Below are 16792 nucleotides of genomic sequence, written 5' to 3' on the forward strand. Positions count from 1 at the left end.
CCTCAGCACACTGAGCCGCCTCAGCACACGAGGGTGAGGTCGCCCTCGGTGAACGGGCAGTCCCCCCCGTCGGGCACGCCCAGCACGCTGCGGTCGGCGGGCGGGAAGGACGTCGACGGCGTCTGCTCCAGCACCGGTGCCATCGCGTCGTGCCAGATGCGGGCACCCTTGTCCCCGCCGTAGCCGCCGACGTCCACGTCCTCGTCCGGGTTGAACACCATGACCCCGGCGGTGTACTGCGGGGTCGAGCCGACGAAGGCGATCGAGTAGTTGTGCTGGGCGGTGCCGGTCTTGCCGGCGACGTCGTACCCGGGGATGCGGGCCCGGCCGGCGGTGCCGATGTCGGACTGCACGTCGCCGCGCATCACCTGGGCGAGCGTGTTCGCCACCGGCGCGGGCAGCGCGTCGGCCGTGCAGTGGTCGCCGGTGTCCAGCACCGCGCCGTCCGGGCCGGTCACCGGTGCGCCGTCCGGGCCGGTCACGGCGGTGACCGGGGTGGGGTCGCACTGCGTCCCGCCGGAGAACACCGTGGCGTAGGAGTCGGTCAGGTCCAGCGGGCTGGTCCCGATCGGGCCGAGGGTGAACGACCCCTGCTCGCCGTCGACCATCTGCTGCGCCTGGTCGTCGGTGAGCGAGGCCAGGCCCAGCTGCTGCGCCTCGCGCACCGGCCCCTCGACGCTGCCCAGGTGGTCCTCGAGCCCCACGAAGAAGGTGTTCGACGACATCACCAGCGCGTCGGCCAGGTCCAGGGTCTCGGGGTAGTGGGTGCTGGCGTTCTCCACCACGTACGGCGCCCCCCGGGTGCCGCCGTTCTCCTTGTAGACCGTCGAGGTGTACGGGCTCGACGTGGTCTGGGTGAACGACGCGGTGTACCCGTGCTGCAGGGCGTAGGCCGCGGTGAACAGCTTGTACGTCGACCCCGAGCCGCGGGCGGCCGCGGTCGGCAGGTCGACCGAGGTGCAGTCGTCGCCGTTGCAGCCGAACGTGCGGTTCACGCTCATCCCCAGCACGTGGCCGGTGCCCGGCTGCACGACGTCGTAGACCGCGGCCAGCGGGCTGTCGGCCGCCACGGTCTTCACCACGGCCGCGTCGCCCGAGCGCTGCACGGTCGGGTCGAGGGTGGTGCGGATGGTCAGCCCGCCCTGGTCGAGCTGCTGGTCGGTGAGCCCCAGCGTGCCGGTGAGGTACTGCCGGGCGTAGTCGCAGAAGAAGCCGCCGACCACGGCCTGCGCGCAGCCCTGCGGCAGGTCCGGACCCGGCGCGGTGGTCACCGGCGCGGCGGTGTCGGCGGCCAGGTCGGCGTCGGACAGGTCGCCCTGGCCGTGCATCCGCTGCAGCACGACGTCGCGACGGGCCTGCGCGGCGTCGGGGTGGTCGATGGGGTCGTCGGCCGACGGGTTCTGCACCAGCCCGGCCAGCGTGGCCGCCTGCAGGGTGCTCAGCCCCGACGCGTCCACCGAGAAGTAGGTCTGCGCCGCGGCCTGCACGCCGTAGGCACCGTGCCCGAAGTAGACGGTGTTCAGGTACCGGGTGAGGATCTGCGACTTGGTCAGCTGGGCGTCGACCGCCAGCGCGAGCCGCGCCTCGGTGATCTTGCGGGCGACGGTGTCGGCCGTGGCGGCCTCCTGCCCGGCGGTGGTGGTCGCGTCCTGCAGCAGCGTCTGCTTGACCAGCTGCTGGGTCAGCGTCGACCCGCCCTGCGCGGCGCCCCCGGACGAGACGTCGGCCACCAGCGCGCGCAGCGTGCCGATCGGGTCCACCCCGCCGTGCGAGTAGAAGCGGGCATCCTCGACGTCGACCAGGGCCGTGCCCATGACGGGGGCGATCTGGTCGGCGGTCACCGGGACCCGGTCGCGGTCGTAGAAGTCGGTGATCAGCGACCCGTCGGCGGCCAGCACCCGGGTGACCCCGGACAACGGCTGCTCCGTCACCTCCGCGACCGTCGTGGTCGACAGGGGCCCCTGGTGGTCCTGGACGACCCGCCACGCGGCGTCCAGGGCCGCCACCCAGGGCAGCGCACCGGCGCCCACGAGCACCCCGGCGGTGACGACCGCCCCGACCAGCCCGGTCCATGTCCGCACGCGCACCGGTGCAGGCTGCACCCACCCCCTGTCCACCGGCTGGCAGCGGGCTGGCAGCCCGCGGGCCCCGCACCTGGCAGGCTCGACCCGTGACCGCACCCTCCTCCGCCGAGCAGCCGTGGCCCGTGCGCACGGTGGCCCGCAAGGTCGCCGAGTACATCGGCCGGTTGGGTGAGGTGTGGGTCGAGGGCCAGGTCGCGCAGCTGTCCCGACGGGGCGCGGCCACGGTGTTCCTCACCCTGCGCGACACCGCCGCCGACCTGTCGATCCCGGTCACCTGCCCCCGCGACGTCGCCGACCGGCCCGGGCTGGCCCTGACCGAGGGCGCCCGGGTGCTGGTGCGCGCCCGCCCCGACTACTACATCGCCCGCGGGTCGTTCTCGCTGCGGGCCACCGAGATCCGGGCCGTGGGGCTGGGCGAGCTGCTGGCCAGGATCGAGCGCATCCGCGGGCTGCTCGCCGCCGAGGGCCTCTTCGACGCCGTCCGCAAGCGGCCGCTGCCCTTCGCCCCGGCCGTCGTCGGGCTGGTGACCGGCAAGGACAGCGCCGCCGAGCGGGATGTCCTGGTCACGGCCCGCCGCCGCTGGCCGGCCGTCCGCTTCGCGGTGCAGCACTGCGTCGTCCAGGGCCCGTCGGCCGCCGGCGAGGTCATCGAGGCGCTGCAGCGGCTGGACCGCGACCCCGAGGTGGGCGTGATCGTCGTGGCCCGCGGTGGCGGGTCGGTCGAGGACCTGCTGCCGTTCTCCGACGAGGGCCTGGTGCGGGCCATCGCGGCCTGCCGCACGCCGGTGGTCACCGCCGTCGGGCACGAGACCGACACCACCCTGGTCGACCACGTGGCCGACGTCCGCGCGGCCACCCCCACCGACGCCGCGCACCGGGTGGTGCCCGAGATCGGCGAGCAGCGCCGACTGGTCGACGGCCTGCGCAGCCGCGCGCTGGCCCTGGTCACCGGCCGGCTGGACCAGCAGGTGCGCTGGCTGGACCAGGTGCGCAGTCGCCCGGTGCTGGCCGACCCCCAGCGGCTGCTCGCCGGTCGGGACGACGACGTCGCCGCACTCCGGCTCCGCGCCACCCGCACCCTGACCCACCGCGTGGACCTGGCCGCGCGGGACCTCGAGCACGCCCGGGCGAGGGTGGCGGCCCTCTCGCCCCAGGCAACCCTGGACCGCGGCTACGCCCTGGTGCAGACCGCCGACGGCGAGCTGGTGCGCGACCCGGCCGACGTGGCCGACGACCAGCCGCTCACCGTGCGGGTGGCCGGCGGTCGCATCCCCGTGCGGGTCGACCGGCAGGATGGGCAGCCATGAGCACGCCCGAGCCCGCCGCTGGGAATCTCCCCGCGAACCCCCCGACGCAGTCCTACGAGCAGGCCCGCGAGGAGCTCGCCGACGTCGTCCGCAAGCTCGAGGGCGGGGGGCTGACCCTCGAGGAGTCCCTGGCGCTGTGGGAGCGCGGCGAGGTGCTGGCCGGCACGTGCCAGCACTGGCTGGACGCCGCCCGCGAGCGGTTGGCGAAGGCCGGGCCTCAGCCTGCGGAGTAGGGGGCGACCGCGGCGGCGAGGGTGCGCAGCTCGTCGTCGGACGCCGAACCGGTGACCACGGCGGTGACGTCGCCGTCCTCGAGGCGGTAGGCCGTCTCGTCCCGGGCGGTGGTGAGCTGCGTCCAGGAGCGGTCGCCGATCTGCACGGCGCCCTGCTCGGTGGCACCGCTGAGCACGGTGTCCAGGTCGTCGGCCCGCGGGTCGTCGCCGACGACGTAGCCCGCGTACTCCTCGTCGGGGGTCACCCAGCCGATGGCCAGCGTGACGGGGTCGCCGGCCTCGGTGGCGTTGCCGGCGTCGGTGCGGATGCTGGTGGGCCGCCAGTCGTCGGGCAGGTCCTGCGGCACGAGCAGCGGGTAGCCCGCCCGGGCCGCGGCCAGCTGGATGCCCGAGGAGATCTCGACGGGGCGCACCGGGTCCGCGGAGTTCTGCCGCAGCGCCACGAACCCCACCAGGACGAGCACGATCACCGTCAGCGGGAGGAGCGACCGCACCATGTTGGCGGCGGTGAACTTGGCCGCGCGCTCGTCGGCGGAGGTGCGGACCACGGCCGCCTGGGCGCCCTCGGGAGCCTCGTGACCCTGCGGTGCGGTGTCGGCCATGCACCTAGGATCGCAGCAGCGCTCCCCCATCCCGTCGCCCGGCGGTGCTCCACCGGCGCGGCGGCCTCCCGAGGAGGTCCTCGTTGTCCCTGCCCGTACCGGACGGTCCGGCCCCGACCTACCACTCCGCCTTCCACGAGCAGACCCCGCCCACGGGCATCCGCCCCGACCGCAACCTGGCGATGGAGCTGGTCCGGGTCACCGAGGCCGGTGCCATGGCCGCGGGTCGCTGGGTGGGCCGCGGTGACAAGAACGGCGGTGACGGCGCAGCGGTCGACGCCATGCGGGCGCTGATCCAGACGGTGAGCATGCGCGGCACGGTCGTGATCGGCGAGGGCGAGAAGGACGAGGCGCCCATGCTGTTCAACGGCGAGGAGGTCGGCGACGGCACCGGCGCCGAGTGCGACGTCGCCGTGGACCCCGTCGACGGCACCACCCTGATGGCCAAGGGCATGCCCAACGCCGTCTCGGTGCTCGCGGTGGCCGACCGCGGCGCCATGTACGACCCGTCCGCGGTGTTCTACATGGACAAGATCGCCACCGGCCCGATCGCGGCCGACGTCGTCGACATCCGCCTCCCGGTGAAGGAGAACATCCGTCGGGTCGCGAAGGCGAAGAAGGCGTGGCCGGCCGACGTCACCGTCGTCATCCTCGACCGCCCCCGGCACGAGAAGCTGGCCCAGGAGGTCCGCGACGCCGGCGCCCGGATCAAGTTCATCTCCGACGGCGACGTCGCCGGCGCCATCGCCGCGGCCCGCGAGGGCACCGGCGTCGACCTGCTGCTGGGCATCGGCGGCACCCCCGAGGGCATCATCACCGCCTGCGCGCTCAAGTGCATGGGTGGCGCCCTGCAGGGCCGCCTCATGCCCAAGGACGACGACGAGCGGCAGAAGGCCATCGATGCCGGCCACGACCTCGACCGGGTGCTCGACATCGACGACCTGGTCCGCGGCGACGTGTTCTTCGTGGCCACCGGCATCACCGACGGCGAGCTGCTGCGCGGGGTGCAGTACCGGGCCGGTGGCTGCACCACGCAGTCCCTGGTGATGCGCTCCCGCTCGGGCACCATCCGGGCCATCGAGAGCCTGCACTCGCTGGAGAAGCTCAACCAGCTCTCGGGCGGCGAACCGCCCTACTGACCCCGCACACGACGACGGCCGGGCCCCCGCGGGGGCCCGGCCGTCGTCGTGCCGGGATCAGTACTTGATGCAGTCGGTGACGAAGGAGTTCTCGGTCAGCGGCAGGCGGCCGGCGCAGGTGTTCGCGTAGGACTCGTAGGGCGAGTCGTAGTCGGAGTTGATGTACAGGTCGTAGCAGCCCTGGAACGAGCCGTCGTAGCACTGCTGCGCGTACTGGTTGAGCTCGGAGTCGCTCCCCAGGCCGTCGGGCGAGGTCGGGGTGCCGTCGATGATCTCGTAGTCCGAGTAGTCGCCCGAGTCGTCGGAGCTGCTCGACGACGAGCTCGAGGACGAGCTCGAGCTGGAGGAGCTGGACGACGAGCTCGTCGTGACGGAGGTCGCGGTGGCCGGGGCCGTCGTGTTGTCGTCGTCACCCGAGTTCACGAAGATCAGCAGGCCCGCCACGACGGCGGCGATGACGACGACGGCGCCGATCGACAGCGCGATGACGGTGTTCTTGTTGCCCTTGGGCGGCTGGCCGTAGGGCTGCTGGCCGTACTGCGGCTGCTGGCCGTAGGGCTGCTGCCCGTACTGCGGCTGCTGGCCCCACCCGGACTGCTGGCCGTACTGCTCCTGCCCGTACTGCGGCTGTCCCTGGCCCTGCTGCCCGTACTGCGGCTGCTGGCCGTAACCGGGCTGCTGGCCGTACTGGCCCTGCCCGTACTGACCCGACTGGTCACCACCCCACGGCTGCTGACCGTCGTTGGGGGGATAAGGGGGCTGCGACATGCGGTGGACTCCTCGGTTCCGGACCCTGGCGAGCGGATCTTAAGGACCCCCTCGACGCAGGGCTACTCGTCGTGATCCACCGGTGACCTCCCGGGGCCGAGAGCGCTCAGGCGTCGGGGAAGGTGACGGTGCAGTACTGGCCGGTGTCCGCCGGCTGGCGTCCTGCGCAGGTGTCGCCGTAGGTCTCGTAGGCGCTGTCGTAGTCCGACTGCAGGAAGAGGTCGTCGCAGGACTGCATGTCCCCGTCGAAGCAGTCCTGCGCCAGGCCGTCGAGGGTGGCGTCGTCCCCCAGGCCGTCCGGCTCGACCGTCGCGTCGACCAGCGGGCCCGGCGCGCGCGCCGTTCCACCGGCGCCGGACGCCGCGGCGCTGCTGAGCTGGGACGCCAGGGCCGAGGCCGCGGCCTGCGGGCCGGCGGCCCGGCTGTCCTCGTCGCCGCCGGCGAAGACCGTGAAGACCAGCACGAGGACGACCGCGGCGACCAGGACGACGACCCCGGCGACGATCGCGATGACCTTGCCGTTGCCCGAGCTGCCCGACGGCGGCGCACCGTGCTGGCCGGGTGGGGGTCCGTACTGGCCCTGCGGCGGTCCGTACTGACCCGGCGGCGGTCCGTACTGGCCCTGCGGGGGGCCCTGGGGACCCGCGGGCTGGTTCCACTGCGACCCGTCCGGCGGCGGGTAGGGCGGCTGGGACACGGCAGGCTCCTGGGCTCGAGCGGCGTCGATGCGCACCCTAGGGGTCAGCGGGCCGGGCCACCAGGGCCTGCGGCGTCGTCCCGCGGGTGCCCTCGGCCCGACCTCGTCGCACCGCTGCCCGGACGGTGTCTAGGGTCTGCGGGACGGCTCAAGCCGACACCGATCGAGACCCCGGGAGAGCAGCGTGGCCACCGAGCAGGACTTCCGCATCGAGCACGACTCCATGGGCGAGGTCCGGGTGCCGGCGCACGCCAAGTGGCGCGCGCAGACCCAGCGGGCCGTCGAGAACTTCCCGATCAGCGGGACCCCGATCGAGCGGGAGCTGATCGGGGCGCTGGCCGCCATCAAGGGTGCCGCCGCGACCGTGAACGCCGAGCTGGGCGTGCTGCCGGCGGACATCGCCCAGGCCGTCCGGGCAGCGGCCCAGGAGGTCGCGCGCGGCGACTGGGACGACCACTTCCCGATCGACGTGTTCCAGACCGGGTCGGGCACCTCGTCCAACATGAACACCAACGAGGTCATCGCCACCCTCGCGTCCGAGGCCTCGGGTCTGGCCGTGCACCCCAACGACCACGTCAACGCCTCGCAGTCCTCGAACGACGTGTTCCCCTCGGCCATCCACATCGCGACCACGCGCGCCGTCGTCGTCGTCCTGGTGCCGGCCCTGGAGCACCTGGCCGCGTCGCTGGAGCGCAAGGCGACCGAGTTCGCGACCGTGGTCAAGAGCGGCCGCACCCACCTGATGGACGCCACCCCGGTCACCCTCGGGCAGGAGTTCGGCGGGTACGCCGCGGCGATCCGCTACGGCGTCGAGCGGCTGCAGGCCTCGCTCCCCCGCATCGGCGAGCTGCCGCTGGGCGGCACGGCCGTCGGCACCGGCATCAACACCCCGCCCGGCTTCGCCGCGCAGATCATCTCGACGCTGGCCGCCGAGATGGAGCTGCCGCTGACCGAGGCGCGCGACCACTTCGAGGCGCAGAGCTCGCGCGACGGCCTGGTCGAGGCCTCCGGGCAGCTCAAGACCATCGCGGTCGGGCTGGTGAAGATCTGCAACGACCTGCGCTGGATGGGCTCGGGGCCGCGCACCGGTCTCGGCGAGATCGCCCTGCCCGACCTGCAGCCGGGCTCCTCGATCATGCCCGGCAAGGTGAACCCGGTGCTGCCCGAGGCCGCGATCCAGGTCGCCGCCCAGGTCATCGGCAACGACGCCGCCGTCACCTTCGCCGGCACCACCGGCTCCTTCGAGCTGAACGTGACGCTGCCGCTGATGGCCCGCAACGTGCTCGAGTCGATCCGGCTGCTGGCCAACGTCTCCCGGCTGCTGGCCGACCGCTGCGTCGACGGCATCACCGCGAACGTCGAGCAGTGCCGCACGTTCGCCGAGAGCTCGCCCTCGATCGTCACGCCGCTGAACAAGTACATCGGCTACGAGGAGGCGGCGATCGTCGCCAAGACCTCGCTCAAGGAGCAGAAGACCATCCGGCAGGTCGTGGTCGAGCGCGGATACGTCGAGGCCGGCAAGCTCACCGAGGAGCAGCTGGACGCCGCCCTCGACGTGCTGTCGATGACCCACCCCTGACCGGCTCGCGCGCCTGCTGCGACGGCTGGGGCAGGACGTGCACGGCCCCAGCGCGTCGCCCGGCGGCTCCGTGCCGGGCACCGACCGCGCTGGGAGCATGCCCGGCGTGACGGCACCCCCCACGACCGAGCAGCAGCGTCTGGACCGCATCGCCCAGGACAGCTGGTACGCCCAGGGCCCCATGCCGACCAGCGTGCGTCACCTCGCCGGGATCCTGGCCCGGCACTGGCGCGGCAGCAGCTGCCTGGAGCTGGGGCCGGCCGAGGGGCTGATGAGCGACGCCCTGGCCGCCCGCTTCGCCGACCTCACGCTGGTCGACGGGTCGACGGCCTTCTGCCGCGAGCTGGCCCAGCGGCTCCCGGCGGCGACGGTCGTCCCGGCGCTGTTCGAGGAGTACGAGCCCGGGCGGCTGTTCGACACCATCGTGCTGGGCCACGTGCTCGAGCACGTCGTCGACCCCGTCGACCTGCTCCGCCGGGTGCGCAGCTGGATGGCGCCCGGAGGCGTCGTGCTGGCGGCGGTGCCCAACGCGCACAGCATCCACCGGCAGGCCGCCGTCCTCATGGGGCTGCTCCGCACCGAGGACCAGCTCAACGAGACCGACCTGCACCACGGCCACCGCCGGGTGTACGACCCCGCGGGCCTGCTCGCCGACGTCACCGCAGCGGGTCTCGTGGTCGAGGAGTCCGGTGGCTACTGGCTCAAGCCGGTGTCCAACGCGCAGACCTCCGAGCACTGGACCCAGGAGATGCTCGACGCCTTCATGGTGCTCGGCGAGCAGTACCCGGACGTGGCCGCCGAGATCTATGTCGTCGCCCGGGGCTGAGGCCCTGGCCGTCCGGCACTCGCTGGACCGGCTGGAGTGGCAGTCGCGGGTCCTCGCCGAGCACCCGCGCCGGCTGGACCTGCTGCGCCTGGCGCCGTCGTGGCCCACGCGGGAGATCCGCGTCCGGGTGCACCGGAACACCCCGGTCGAGTACGTGACGTCGCTGGCCGGGCCGTTCCTGGCCTACGCCGGGCTGTCCGCGGTGTTCGAGCTCTCGGACTACGACGACTCCCTCGCCGCCCTGGACGCCGTGGACCCCGGCCCCGACGTCGAGGTCGTCTGGCTGGACCACACCCGGTACGACCACCTGGCAGCCGACGAGGTGGCGGACTGGCTGATCGGTCGGATCACCGCGCTGCGGACCCGGACGACGGCGCCGGTCCTCGTGGTCGACCGCCCGGGGGACGACGACCGGGCCCGCCTCCTGCGCGACCGGCTGAGCGGCTTCGGCACCGTCCTGCCCGACGTCGCCGTGGCCGACCTCGGCGCGGTCGCGGCGCGGCTGGGAGACGCGTTCACCGACACCCGTCTGCAGGCCGTCGGGGGCACGGCGCTGAGCTCGGCCGCCACCGTGCTCGTCGCCCAGCGGCTGGGTCTGCGATGGCTCCCGGTCGCGACCGGGGTCCGGGTCAAGGCCGTCGCGGTCGACCTGGACATGACGCTGTACGACGGCGTCCTCGGGGAGGACGGGCCCCGGGGAGTCACCCTCACCGACGGGCACGCGGACCTCCAGCGGGTCCTCCGAGGGCTGGCCGACGACGGCGTCCTGCTGGCCGTCGTGTCCCGGAACGAACCCGCGGACGTCGAGGAGCTGTTCCGGCTGCGCCCGGACTTCCCGCTGCGCTGGTCGGACTTCAGCGCACGGGCCGTCGGGTGGGGGGCCAAGAGCCAGGGCGTCGCCGCCGTCGCCGCCGATCTGCGGATCGCCCCCGACGCCGTCGTGTTCGTCGACGACAACCCCGGGGAGCTCGCCGAGGTCGCCGCGGGCACCACCGTCGCCGGTCTCGTGCAGGCCGGCGACCCCCGGGCCACCGCCACCGCGCTCGGCCTCTTCCCGGGGTTGCACGGCCACGTCCGGACGACCGAGGACCGGCTGCGCGCCACCGACCTCGCCGCGGCCACCACCCGGGCCGCGGCCGCCACGACCGACCCCGCGAGCTACCTCGCGTCGCTGGACGTGCGGATCGACCTGGCCCTCGACGCACGGGAGGACCTCGACCGGGTGGCCGATCTCGCGGCCCGCACCAACCAGTTCAACGTCTCCCTCGGGCGCACCCCGGCCGCCGCGTTCGCCCGGTGGATGGCGGCCGCGGACGCCGGGGTCGTCACGGCGCGGCTGCGCGACCGGTTGTCCGACAGCGGGCTGGTCGCCGTGGTCGCCGGGCGGCGGGACGACGACGGCGGGCTGCTGGTCGAGGAGGCCTTCATCAGCTGCCGCGCCCTCGGCCGGGGCGTCGAGGACGTGCTGCTGGCCGCGGCGGTCGAACGGCTCCTGGACCTGGCCTCGACGCCCGGGGTGCGCCTGCGCTACCGGCCGGGTCCGCGCAACGAGCCGGCCCGCGCCTGGCTGCGCCGCCGCACCGCGGACCCGGTGGTGGACGCCGCCGACGTGCTGGTGGACTGGGGCCCGCAGGAGTGCAGGACCGTGGTCGCCGACTCCCCGGTGACCCTTCACTGGGAGGACAGGACGTGACCGACACCGACACCGAGGCCCGTGTCAACGAGGTGCTGGGGCTGGTCCTCGCCCTGCCGGCCCCCGTGACCGGCCCCGTCCTGCGCTCGGCGACGCCGGCGTGGGACAGCCTGGCGCACGTGGAGATCATCTACGCGCTCGAGGAGACCTTCGGGGTCCTCTTCCCCGAGGAGTCCCTCACCGAGCTCGACGGCACCACCGCGATCGCGACGAGGGTGGACCGCCTCCGTGCTGCATGACGTCCACGTGGCCGGTCCGGCGTTCGGGCTGCGGCCCGTGGTCCCCGGCGACGCGGCGGCCATCGTCGCGCTCCGTCGTGATCCCCGGCGCTCGGGCTTCATCCACGAGACCAGCCCGGACGTCGCGGACCAGGAACGCTGGCTGGATGCCTACTCCCGGCGTCCCGGCGACCTGTACTGGGCCGTCCACCGGCTGTCCGACGGCGCCGTCGAGGGGTTCGTCGGCCTGTACGACATCGCCGACGGCGAAGCCGAGTGGGGGCGGTGGGTGCTGCAGCCCCGGTCCCTGGCCGGCGCGGAGACCGTCTGGCTGGTGCACGAGGCCGGTTTCGGCGTGCTGGGCCTCGGCGCCCTGGTCACCCGGACCCTCGCCGCCAACGAGTCCGTCGTCGCCCTGCACGAGCGCTACGGCGCGACGCGCACGCGGGTGCTGCCCGCCCACGCGACCATCGCCGGCGAGACCCACGACGCCGTGGAGATGCGGGTCACCGCCGAGGACTGGGCGAGGATCGGTCCGCCGCTGCTGGCCTCCAGCCAGCGGGCCGCCCGCCTGGTGGGCCGCACGCGGTCCTGAGCCGGCGGGTCGTCCTCAGCGCTGCAGGAGCTCCACCAGGCTGCGGGTGCGCAGCATGACGAAGGCCACCGGACGTCCGCCGAAGGCCACCGCCGGGGCGGGCCGGGACACCGCCCGGTGCCCTCCCCGGCCCAGGGCGTCGAGGGCGCCGGCGAGGTCGTCGGTCTCGTAGCAGACGTGGTACATGCGGATGCCGCGACGCAGCCAGTCCTGCACCGGCGACTCCTCGTCGAGCGGGGCCAGCAGCTCCACCCGGAACGACCCCAGCACCTGGAAGGACCCCCGGACCCGCTGGTGCGGGTCCTCGAAGACCTCGCCCTCGGGTCGGAACCCCAGCAGCGCGTGCGCCGCCGTCTCCGCGGCGAGGTCCCGGCACGCCAACCCGACGTGGTGGAACTCCAGGCCGGCGATCGGCGCCGCCCCGCCGTCCGTCGTCGCTCCCTGCATCCCGACCGCCCCTCCCCGTGCCGACCTGTCCGCCGGCCGCGCTGCCGATAACCACAGCATGACCGTCATCGACCAGCGTTCGCCCGCGCCCGGCCGCCGCGTCGGCGACTGGGACACGCGGGTCCAGGGCCCCGGCTCCGGGTGCCGGCTGATCGACCTGCCCCGCATCGCCGACCCCCGCGGCAACCTGACGTTCGTCGAGTCCGGCGACCAGGTGCCCTTCGACATCGCGCGGGTCTACTACCTGTACGACGTCCCGGGTGGCGAGTCCCGGGGGGGCCACGCCCACCACGGGCTCCAGCAGCTCATCGTGGCCGCGGCGGGCAGCTTCGACGTGCTCGTCGACGACGGCACCACCAGCACCCGCTTCCACCTCAACCGGTCCTACTACGGCCTGCTGCTCCCCCGGCTTGTCTGGCGCGAGCTGGGCAACTTCTCCTCCGGCAGCGTCTGCCTCGTGCTGGCGTCCCAGCCCTACGCCGAGGACGACTACTACCGCGACTACCCCGCGTTCGTGACCGCCCGCCGCGCCGCGGAGGCGGCGGGCGAGGTGCCGGACGCCGCCGGGCTGTGAGCACGGCGACGGGCCACCACCAGGTCGCCTTCCTGGACCTGCAGGCCCTGCACCGGGAGATGCACGAGGAGCTGACCGCGGCAGCCGCTGCGGTCATCGGCAGCGACCGGGTCCTGCTGGGTCCCCGGCTGACCGCCTTCGAGGCGTCGTGGGCTGCGCAGGTGGGCGCCCGGGAGGCCGTCGGGGTGGGGAGCGGGCTCGACGCCCTCGTCCTGGCCCTGCGCGCCCTGGGTGTGGGGCCGGGTGCCGAGGTCGTCGTCCCCTCGCACACCTTCGTCGCCACGTGGCTCGCCGTCCTGCACCTCGGGGCGGTCCCGGTGGCGGTCGACGTCGAGTCGGCCACCGGGACCTGGGACCCGGCGGCCGTCGCCGCCGCCGTGGGCCCCCGCACCCGGGCACTCCTCCCGGTGCACATGTACGGCCACCCCGTGGACCTGGCCCCCCTGCTCGACATCGCCGACCGGCACGGCTTGGTGCTGGTGGACGACGCGGCCCAGGCGCACGGTGCCCGCACCCGTGGCGTCCCCGTCGGTGCCGACGGCCACGCCACGGCCTGGAGCTTCTACCCGGGCAAGAACCTGGGCGCCCTGGGCGACGGCGGTGCCGTGACCACGTCCGACACCGACGTGGCTGCCCGCGTCCGGTCGCTGCGCAACTACGGCAGCCGGGTGAAGTACGTGCACGACGAGGTCGGCTACAACAGCCGGCTGGACGAGCTGCAGGCGGCGCTGCTCGAGGTCAAGCTGCGGCACCTCGCGGTGCACCAGGCCCGCCGCGTCGCGGTGGCGGCGGCCTACGCCGACGGGCTGGCCGACTGCGACCTGGAGCTGCCCGTCGTCCCGGTCGGCACCGAACCGGCGTGGCACCTCTACGTCGTCCGGACGCCGCACCGGGACGCCCTGCAGCAGCACCTGGCCGCGCGGGGCGTCCAGACCCTCGTCCACTACCCCGTGCCCTGCCACCGGCAGCCCGCCTTCGCCGGCACCCCGCTGGCCCGGCAGCACCTCCCGGTCGCCGACGCGCTGGCCGCGCAGGTGCTGAGCCTGCCGATGGGGCCGCACCTGTCGGCGACCGACCGGGACACCGTCATCGACGCCGTGAGGAGCTTCCGACCGTGACCGAACCCCTGGTGAGCGTGCTCATCCCCACCTACAACGGGGAACGCTTCCTGCGGCACACCCTGCGGTCGGCCACCACGCAGACCCACCGCGAGCTGGAGATCCTCGTCGGGGACGACGCCTCCACCGACCGCACGCCGGAGATCCTCGCGGAGCTGGCGGCGGCCGACCCGCGGATCCGGGTCATCCGGCACGAGCAGAACAAGGGCCCGTGGGGCAACCCGGCCGCGCTGCTGGCGCAGGCTCGCGGGGAGTACGTGAAGTTCCTGCTCCACGACGACCTGCTGGTCCCGGAGTGCGTCCGCACCCTGGTCCGGGGCATCGAGTCCGAGCCCGGTCTGCACCTGGCGTTCTCCCGCCGGTGCCTCGTCGACACGGACGGACGTCCCGTGCCCGGGCACGAGTTCCCGGCCCTCGCCGACCGACCCGGCGTGCTCGAGGGCCGCGAGCTCGGTGACCGCATGCTGGTCTCCTGCAGCAACCTCGTCGGGGAGCTCACCTCGGTGCTCGTCCGACGGGCCGACGTCGACCCCGACGACCTGCTCCGCGCGGACGGCGCCCTCCTGCAGATCCTGGGCGACCTGGCCGAGCACCTCAAGCTGCTCGAGCGCGGCGGCGCCTTCTACACCCCGCGCGTGCTCAGCAAGTTCCGCGTGCACCCGACCCAGAACTCGCAGAACGGGGCCTTCATGGCCCGCGGCGTGCTGGACTGGCCGCTGATCACCGACTGGGCGTCCCGACGGGGCTTCCTCGCCGACCCCGCCCTGCGGCAGCGCGCCCGGGCCCGCGTGCTCCAGGTGGCCGCGGCGCGGCTGGCCGAGCTCGCGGAGGGTCCCGACGCCGCCCCGGTGCTGGAAGCCGTGCACCTGGCCGCCGCCGCCCTCGTCGAGCACGCCGCCGGCCTGCCGGTCGACGCCGCGACCGGGCTGGCCGAGCGCGCCCACGGTCCGGCCGTGGGTGCGGTGGTCGCCCAGGACCTGCGGGCGTCCTGCGGCCGGTTCCCGGTCGGCGTGGCCGCACCCTCGCCGTCCCACGACGAGCTCGCCGCAACGCTGCGGGCCTTCCACGACATCCGCGACCGCGGGGTCGCCGGACGGTTCCTCGTGGCCGCGACGGCCGCGGACGCGGACGCGGTCACGGCCGCTCTCGCGACGGCCGTCGAGGACGTCCCGGGCCTGGACGTGCAGCTGGTCGTAACCGACGAGCCCGCCCGGCTGGTCGCCGGACCGTGGCTCGCCGTGGCGGCCGCGTCCGCGACGTGGTGCCGCGACTCCGCCGTGCGCTGGCGACTGCCCGAGCCGGCCGACCGGACGCGCTGCACCGTCGGGGACCCGTCCATCGCGGTGACGGGCCGGAGGCAGTAGCGTCGCTCCCGATGAGCGCGCCAGCAGAACCCGACGTATCCCGGCCGGCCACGCTGCACTACCCGGGGGGTGAACTCGAGCTGCCCCTGCGCACCGCGTCGGAGGGGTCGAACGGCTTCGACACCGGCAAGCTGCTCGCCACCACGGGCAACGTCGCGCTGGACATCGGCTTCGTCAACACCGCCGCCTGCACCTCGGCGGTCACCTACATCGACGGCGACGCCGGCATCCTGCGCTACCGCGGCTACCCGATCGACCAGCTGGCCGGCAAGGCCAGCTTCATCGAGGTGTCCTACCTGCTCATCCACGGCGAGCTGCCGACCCCGACGCAGCTGGAGGACTTCGACCAGAAGATCCGCCGGCACACGCTGCTGCACGAGGACCTGAAGCAGTTCTTCAAGGGCTTCCCCCGCGACGCGCACCCGATGCCGGTGCTGTCCTCGGCGGTCAGCGCCCTGTCGACCTTCTACCAGGACTCCCTGGACCCCTTCGACCACGACCAGGTCGAGATGAGCACCTACCGGCTGCTGGCCAAGCTGCCCACCATCGCGGCCTACGCCTACAAGAAGTCCGTCGGGCAGCCGTTCCTGTACCCGGACAACTCGCTCGGGCTGGTCGAGAACTTCCTGCGGATGACCTTCGGGTTCCCCGCCGAGCCCTACGAGGCCGACCCGGAGCTGGTCAAGGCGCTGGACATGCTGTTCGTCCTGCACGCCGACCACGAGCAGAACTGCTCCACCTCGACGGTGCGGCTGGTCGGCTCCTCGCACGCCAACCTCTTCGCCTCGGTCTCGGCCGGCATCAACGCGCTGTTCGGCCCCCTGCACGGCGGGGCGAACCAGTCGGTGCTGGAGATGCTCGAGGGCATCAGGGCCGACGGCGGCAACATCCCGAACTTCGTCAAGCGGGTGAAGGACAAGGAGCCCGGCGTCAAGCTGATGGGCTTCGGGCACCGGGTCTACAAGAACTACGACCCCCGCGCGGCCATCGTGAAGGCGACCGCGGACAACGTGCTGGACAAGCTCGGCGGCAACAGCGAGCTGCTGGACCTCGCCCGCCAGCTCGAGGAGGTCGCCCTCACCGACGACTACTTCGTGCAGCGCAAGCTCTACCCGAACGTCGACTTCTACACGGGCCTGATCTACCGGGCGATGGGGTTCCCCACCCGCATGTTCACCGTGCTCTTCGCCCTGGGCCGGCTGCCCGGCTGGATCGCCCAGTGGCGCGAGATGATCGAGGACCCGGCCACCAAGATCGGTCGCCCGCGGCAGCTGTACACCGGGCCCACCGAGCGCGCGTTCGTCCCGCTCGACCAGCGCTGAGCCGGCCCCGGAGCACACGTGGACGACGGGGACACCTTCCGCGTGCCTCCGGTGCCGCTGGCCTCCGGGCGTCGGCTGCCCGACCCGGACGGCCGGGCTGTGGCCGCCGTCGAGCTGGTGGTCACCACCGAGGACGGCGCCACCACCCGCATCCCGCTGAGGGCCGAGCACGGTGCGTGGTGGCCGCCTCACCCGCAGGGGTGAGTCCCACCCCCTCCACGGGGTA

General features: G+C 73.8%; 18 protein-coding genes. 13 read left to right on the plus strand and 5 right to left on the minus strand.

The features are described from left to right. Window positions 1-20: 20 nt before the first annotated feature. Entirely contained in the window at window positions 21-2087 is a 2067-nt protein-coding gene (locus BLS67_RS01525) for a transglycosylase domain-containing protein (RefSeq protein WP_165617431.1), read from the minus strand. Between the two features lie 83 nt (window positions 2088-2170). Here BLS67_RS01525 and xseA point away from each other — a divergent pair, with 83 nt between their 5' ends. Further along, window positions 2171-3391: an exodeoxyribonuclease VII large subunit gene (xseA, locus tag BLS67_RS01530; RefSeq protein ID WP_091239196.1), complete on the plus strand. Its 1221-nt coding sequence runs from the start codon at window positions 2171-2173 to the stop codon at window positions 3389-3391. Next, a complete protein-coding gene (locus tag BLS67_RS01535; RefSeq protein ID WP_091238374.1) occupies window positions 3388-3624 on the plus strand; it encodes an exodeoxyribonuclease VII small subunit in 237 nt (78 codons plus the stop codon). The genes xseA and BLS67_RS01535 overlap by 4 nt, the downstream gene beginning before the upstream one ends. Here BLS67_RS01535 and BLS67_RS01540 read toward each other — a convergent pair. Further along, the gene (locus BLS67_RS01540) at window positions 3609-4226 is read right to left on the minus strand and encodes a DUF4245 domain-containing protein (RefSeq protein ID WP_091238376.1); all 618 of its coding nucleotides are present in this window, start codon (window positions 4224-4226) and stop codon (window positions 3609-3611) included. The genes BLS67_RS01535 and BLS67_RS01540 overlap by 16 nt on opposite strands. A gap of 83 nt (window positions 4227-4309) precedes the next feature. Between BLS67_RS01540 and glpX the strand changes: the two genes are divergently transcribed. Next, window positions 4310-5365 carry a class II fructose-bisphosphatase gene (gene glpX / locus BLS67_RS01545; RefSeq protein ID WP_278247098.1) on the plus strand — a complete coding sequence of 352 codons (1056 nt, stop codon included), beginning with the start codon at window positions 4310-4312 and terminating at the stop codon, window positions 5363-5365. 57 nt (window positions 5366-5422) lie between these two features. On the opposite strand, the gene BLS67_RS01550 is transcribed toward glpX, so the two are convergent. Together BLS67_RS01550 and BLS67_RS01555 are read right to left on the minus strand one after the other, a co-directional pair. Continuing rightward, window positions 5423-6133 carry a hypothetical protein gene (locus tag BLS67_RS01550; protein ID WP_091238379.1) on the minus strand — a complete coding sequence of 237 codons (711 nt, stop codon included), beginning with the start codon at window positions 6131-6133 and terminating at the stop codon, window positions 5423-5425. Between the two features lie 106 nt (window positions 6134-6239). After that, window positions 6240-6830 (minus strand): hypothetical protein, encoded by a 591-nt coding sequence (locus BLS67_RS01555; RefSeq protein WP_091238383.1) that lies wholly within the window; start codon window positions 6828-6830, stop codon window positions 6240-6242. 184 nt (window positions 6831-7014) lie between these two features. On the opposite strand from BLS67_RS01555, the gene BLS67_RS01560 reads away from it, so the two are divergent. From BLS67_RS01560 to BLS67_RS01580, 5 genes are all read left to right on the plus strand, one after another. Continuing rightward, entirely contained in the window at window positions 7015-8409 is a 1395-nt protein-coding gene (locus BLS67_RS01560; RefSeq protein WP_091238387.1) for a class II fumarate hydratase, read from the plus strand. 106 nt (window positions 8410-8515) lie between these two features. Continuing rightward, on the plus strand, window positions 8516-9235 hold the full coding sequence (locus BLS67_RS01565) for a class I SAM-dependent methyltransferase (protein WP_207500165.1): 720 nt from the start codon (window positions 8516-8518) through the stop codon (window positions 9233-9235). Beyond that, window positions 9216-10928 carry an HAD-IIIC family phosphatase gene (locus tag BLS67_RS01570; RefSeq protein WP_091238390.1) on the plus strand — a complete coding sequence of 571 codons (1713 nt, stop codon included), beginning with the start codon at window positions 9216-9218 and terminating at the stop codon, window positions 10926-10928. Before BLS67_RS01565 ends, BLS67_RS01570 begins: the two co-directional genes overlap by 20 nt. Then, window positions 10925-11167 carry an acyl carrier protein gene (locus tag BLS67_RS01575; protein WP_091238394.1) on the plus strand — a complete coding sequence of 81 codons (243 nt, stop codon included), beginning with the start codon at window positions 10925-10927 and terminating at the stop codon, window positions 11165-11167. Before BLS67_RS01570 ends, BLS67_RS01575 begins: the two co-directional genes overlap by 4 nt. Continuing rightward, a complete protein-coding gene (locus BLS67_RS01580; protein ID WP_091238398.1) occupies window positions 11157-11741 on the plus strand; it encodes a GNAT family N-acetyltransferase in 585 nt (194 codons plus the stop codon). Before BLS67_RS01575 ends, BLS67_RS01580 begins: the two co-directional genes overlap by 11 nt. A gap of 15 nt (window positions 11742-11756) precedes the next feature. Here BLS67_RS01580 and BLS67_RS01585 read toward each other — a convergent pair whose 3' ends face one another. After that, complete coding sequence (locus BLS67_RS01585) at window positions 11757-12188, minus strand: VOC family protein (RefSeq protein WP_165617432.1); 432 nt, start codon at window positions 12186-12188, stop codon at window positions 11757-11759. Between the two features lie 58 nt (window positions 12189-12246). Here BLS67_RS01585 and BLS67_RS01590 point away from each other — a divergent pair, with 58 nt between their 5' ends. The 5 genes from BLS67_RS01590 to BLS67_RS01610 are packed head-to-tail and all read left to right on the plus strand — an operon-like array spanning window position 12247 to window position 16770. Further along, window positions 12247-12762 (plus strand): sugar 3,4-ketoisomerase, encoded by a 516-nt coding sequence (locus BLS67_RS01590; RefSeq protein WP_091238405.1) that lies wholly within the window; start codon window positions 12247-12249, stop codon window positions 12760-12762. After that, the gene (locus BLS67_RS01595) at window positions 12759-13880 is read left to right on the plus strand and encodes a DegT/DnrJ/EryC1/StrS family aminotransferase (protein WP_207500167.1); all 1122 of its coding nucleotides are present in this window, start codon (window positions 12759-12761) and stop codon (window positions 13878-13880) included. The genes BLS67_RS01590 and BLS67_RS01595 overlap by 4 nt, the downstream gene beginning before the upstream one ends. Next, entirely contained in the window at window positions 13877-15244 is a 1368-nt protein-coding gene (locus tag BLS67_RS01600; protein ID WP_091238408.1) for a glycosyltransferase family 2 protein, read from the plus strand. The genes BLS67_RS01595 and BLS67_RS01600 overlap by 4 nt, the downstream gene beginning before the upstream one ends. Window positions 15245-15255: 11 nt before the next feature. Continuing rightward, entirely contained in the window at window positions 15256-16566 is a 1311-nt protein-coding gene (locus BLS67_RS01605; RefSeq protein WP_091238411.1) for a citrate synthase, read from the plus strand. Between the two features lie 18 nt (window positions 16567-16584). Then, window positions 16585-16770, plus strand: coding sequence for a hypothetical protein (locus BLS67_RS01610; protein ID WP_091238414.1), 186 nt, complete (start codon window positions 16585-16587; stop codon window positions 16768-16770). Window positions 16771-16792 lie beyond the last annotated feature (22 nt).

The organism is Klenkia soli (genome assembly GCF_900103975.1).
GTDB classification, from domain to species: domain Bacteria; phylum Actinomycetota; class Actinomycetes; order Mycobacteriales; family Geodermatophilaceae; genus Klenkia; species Klenkia soli.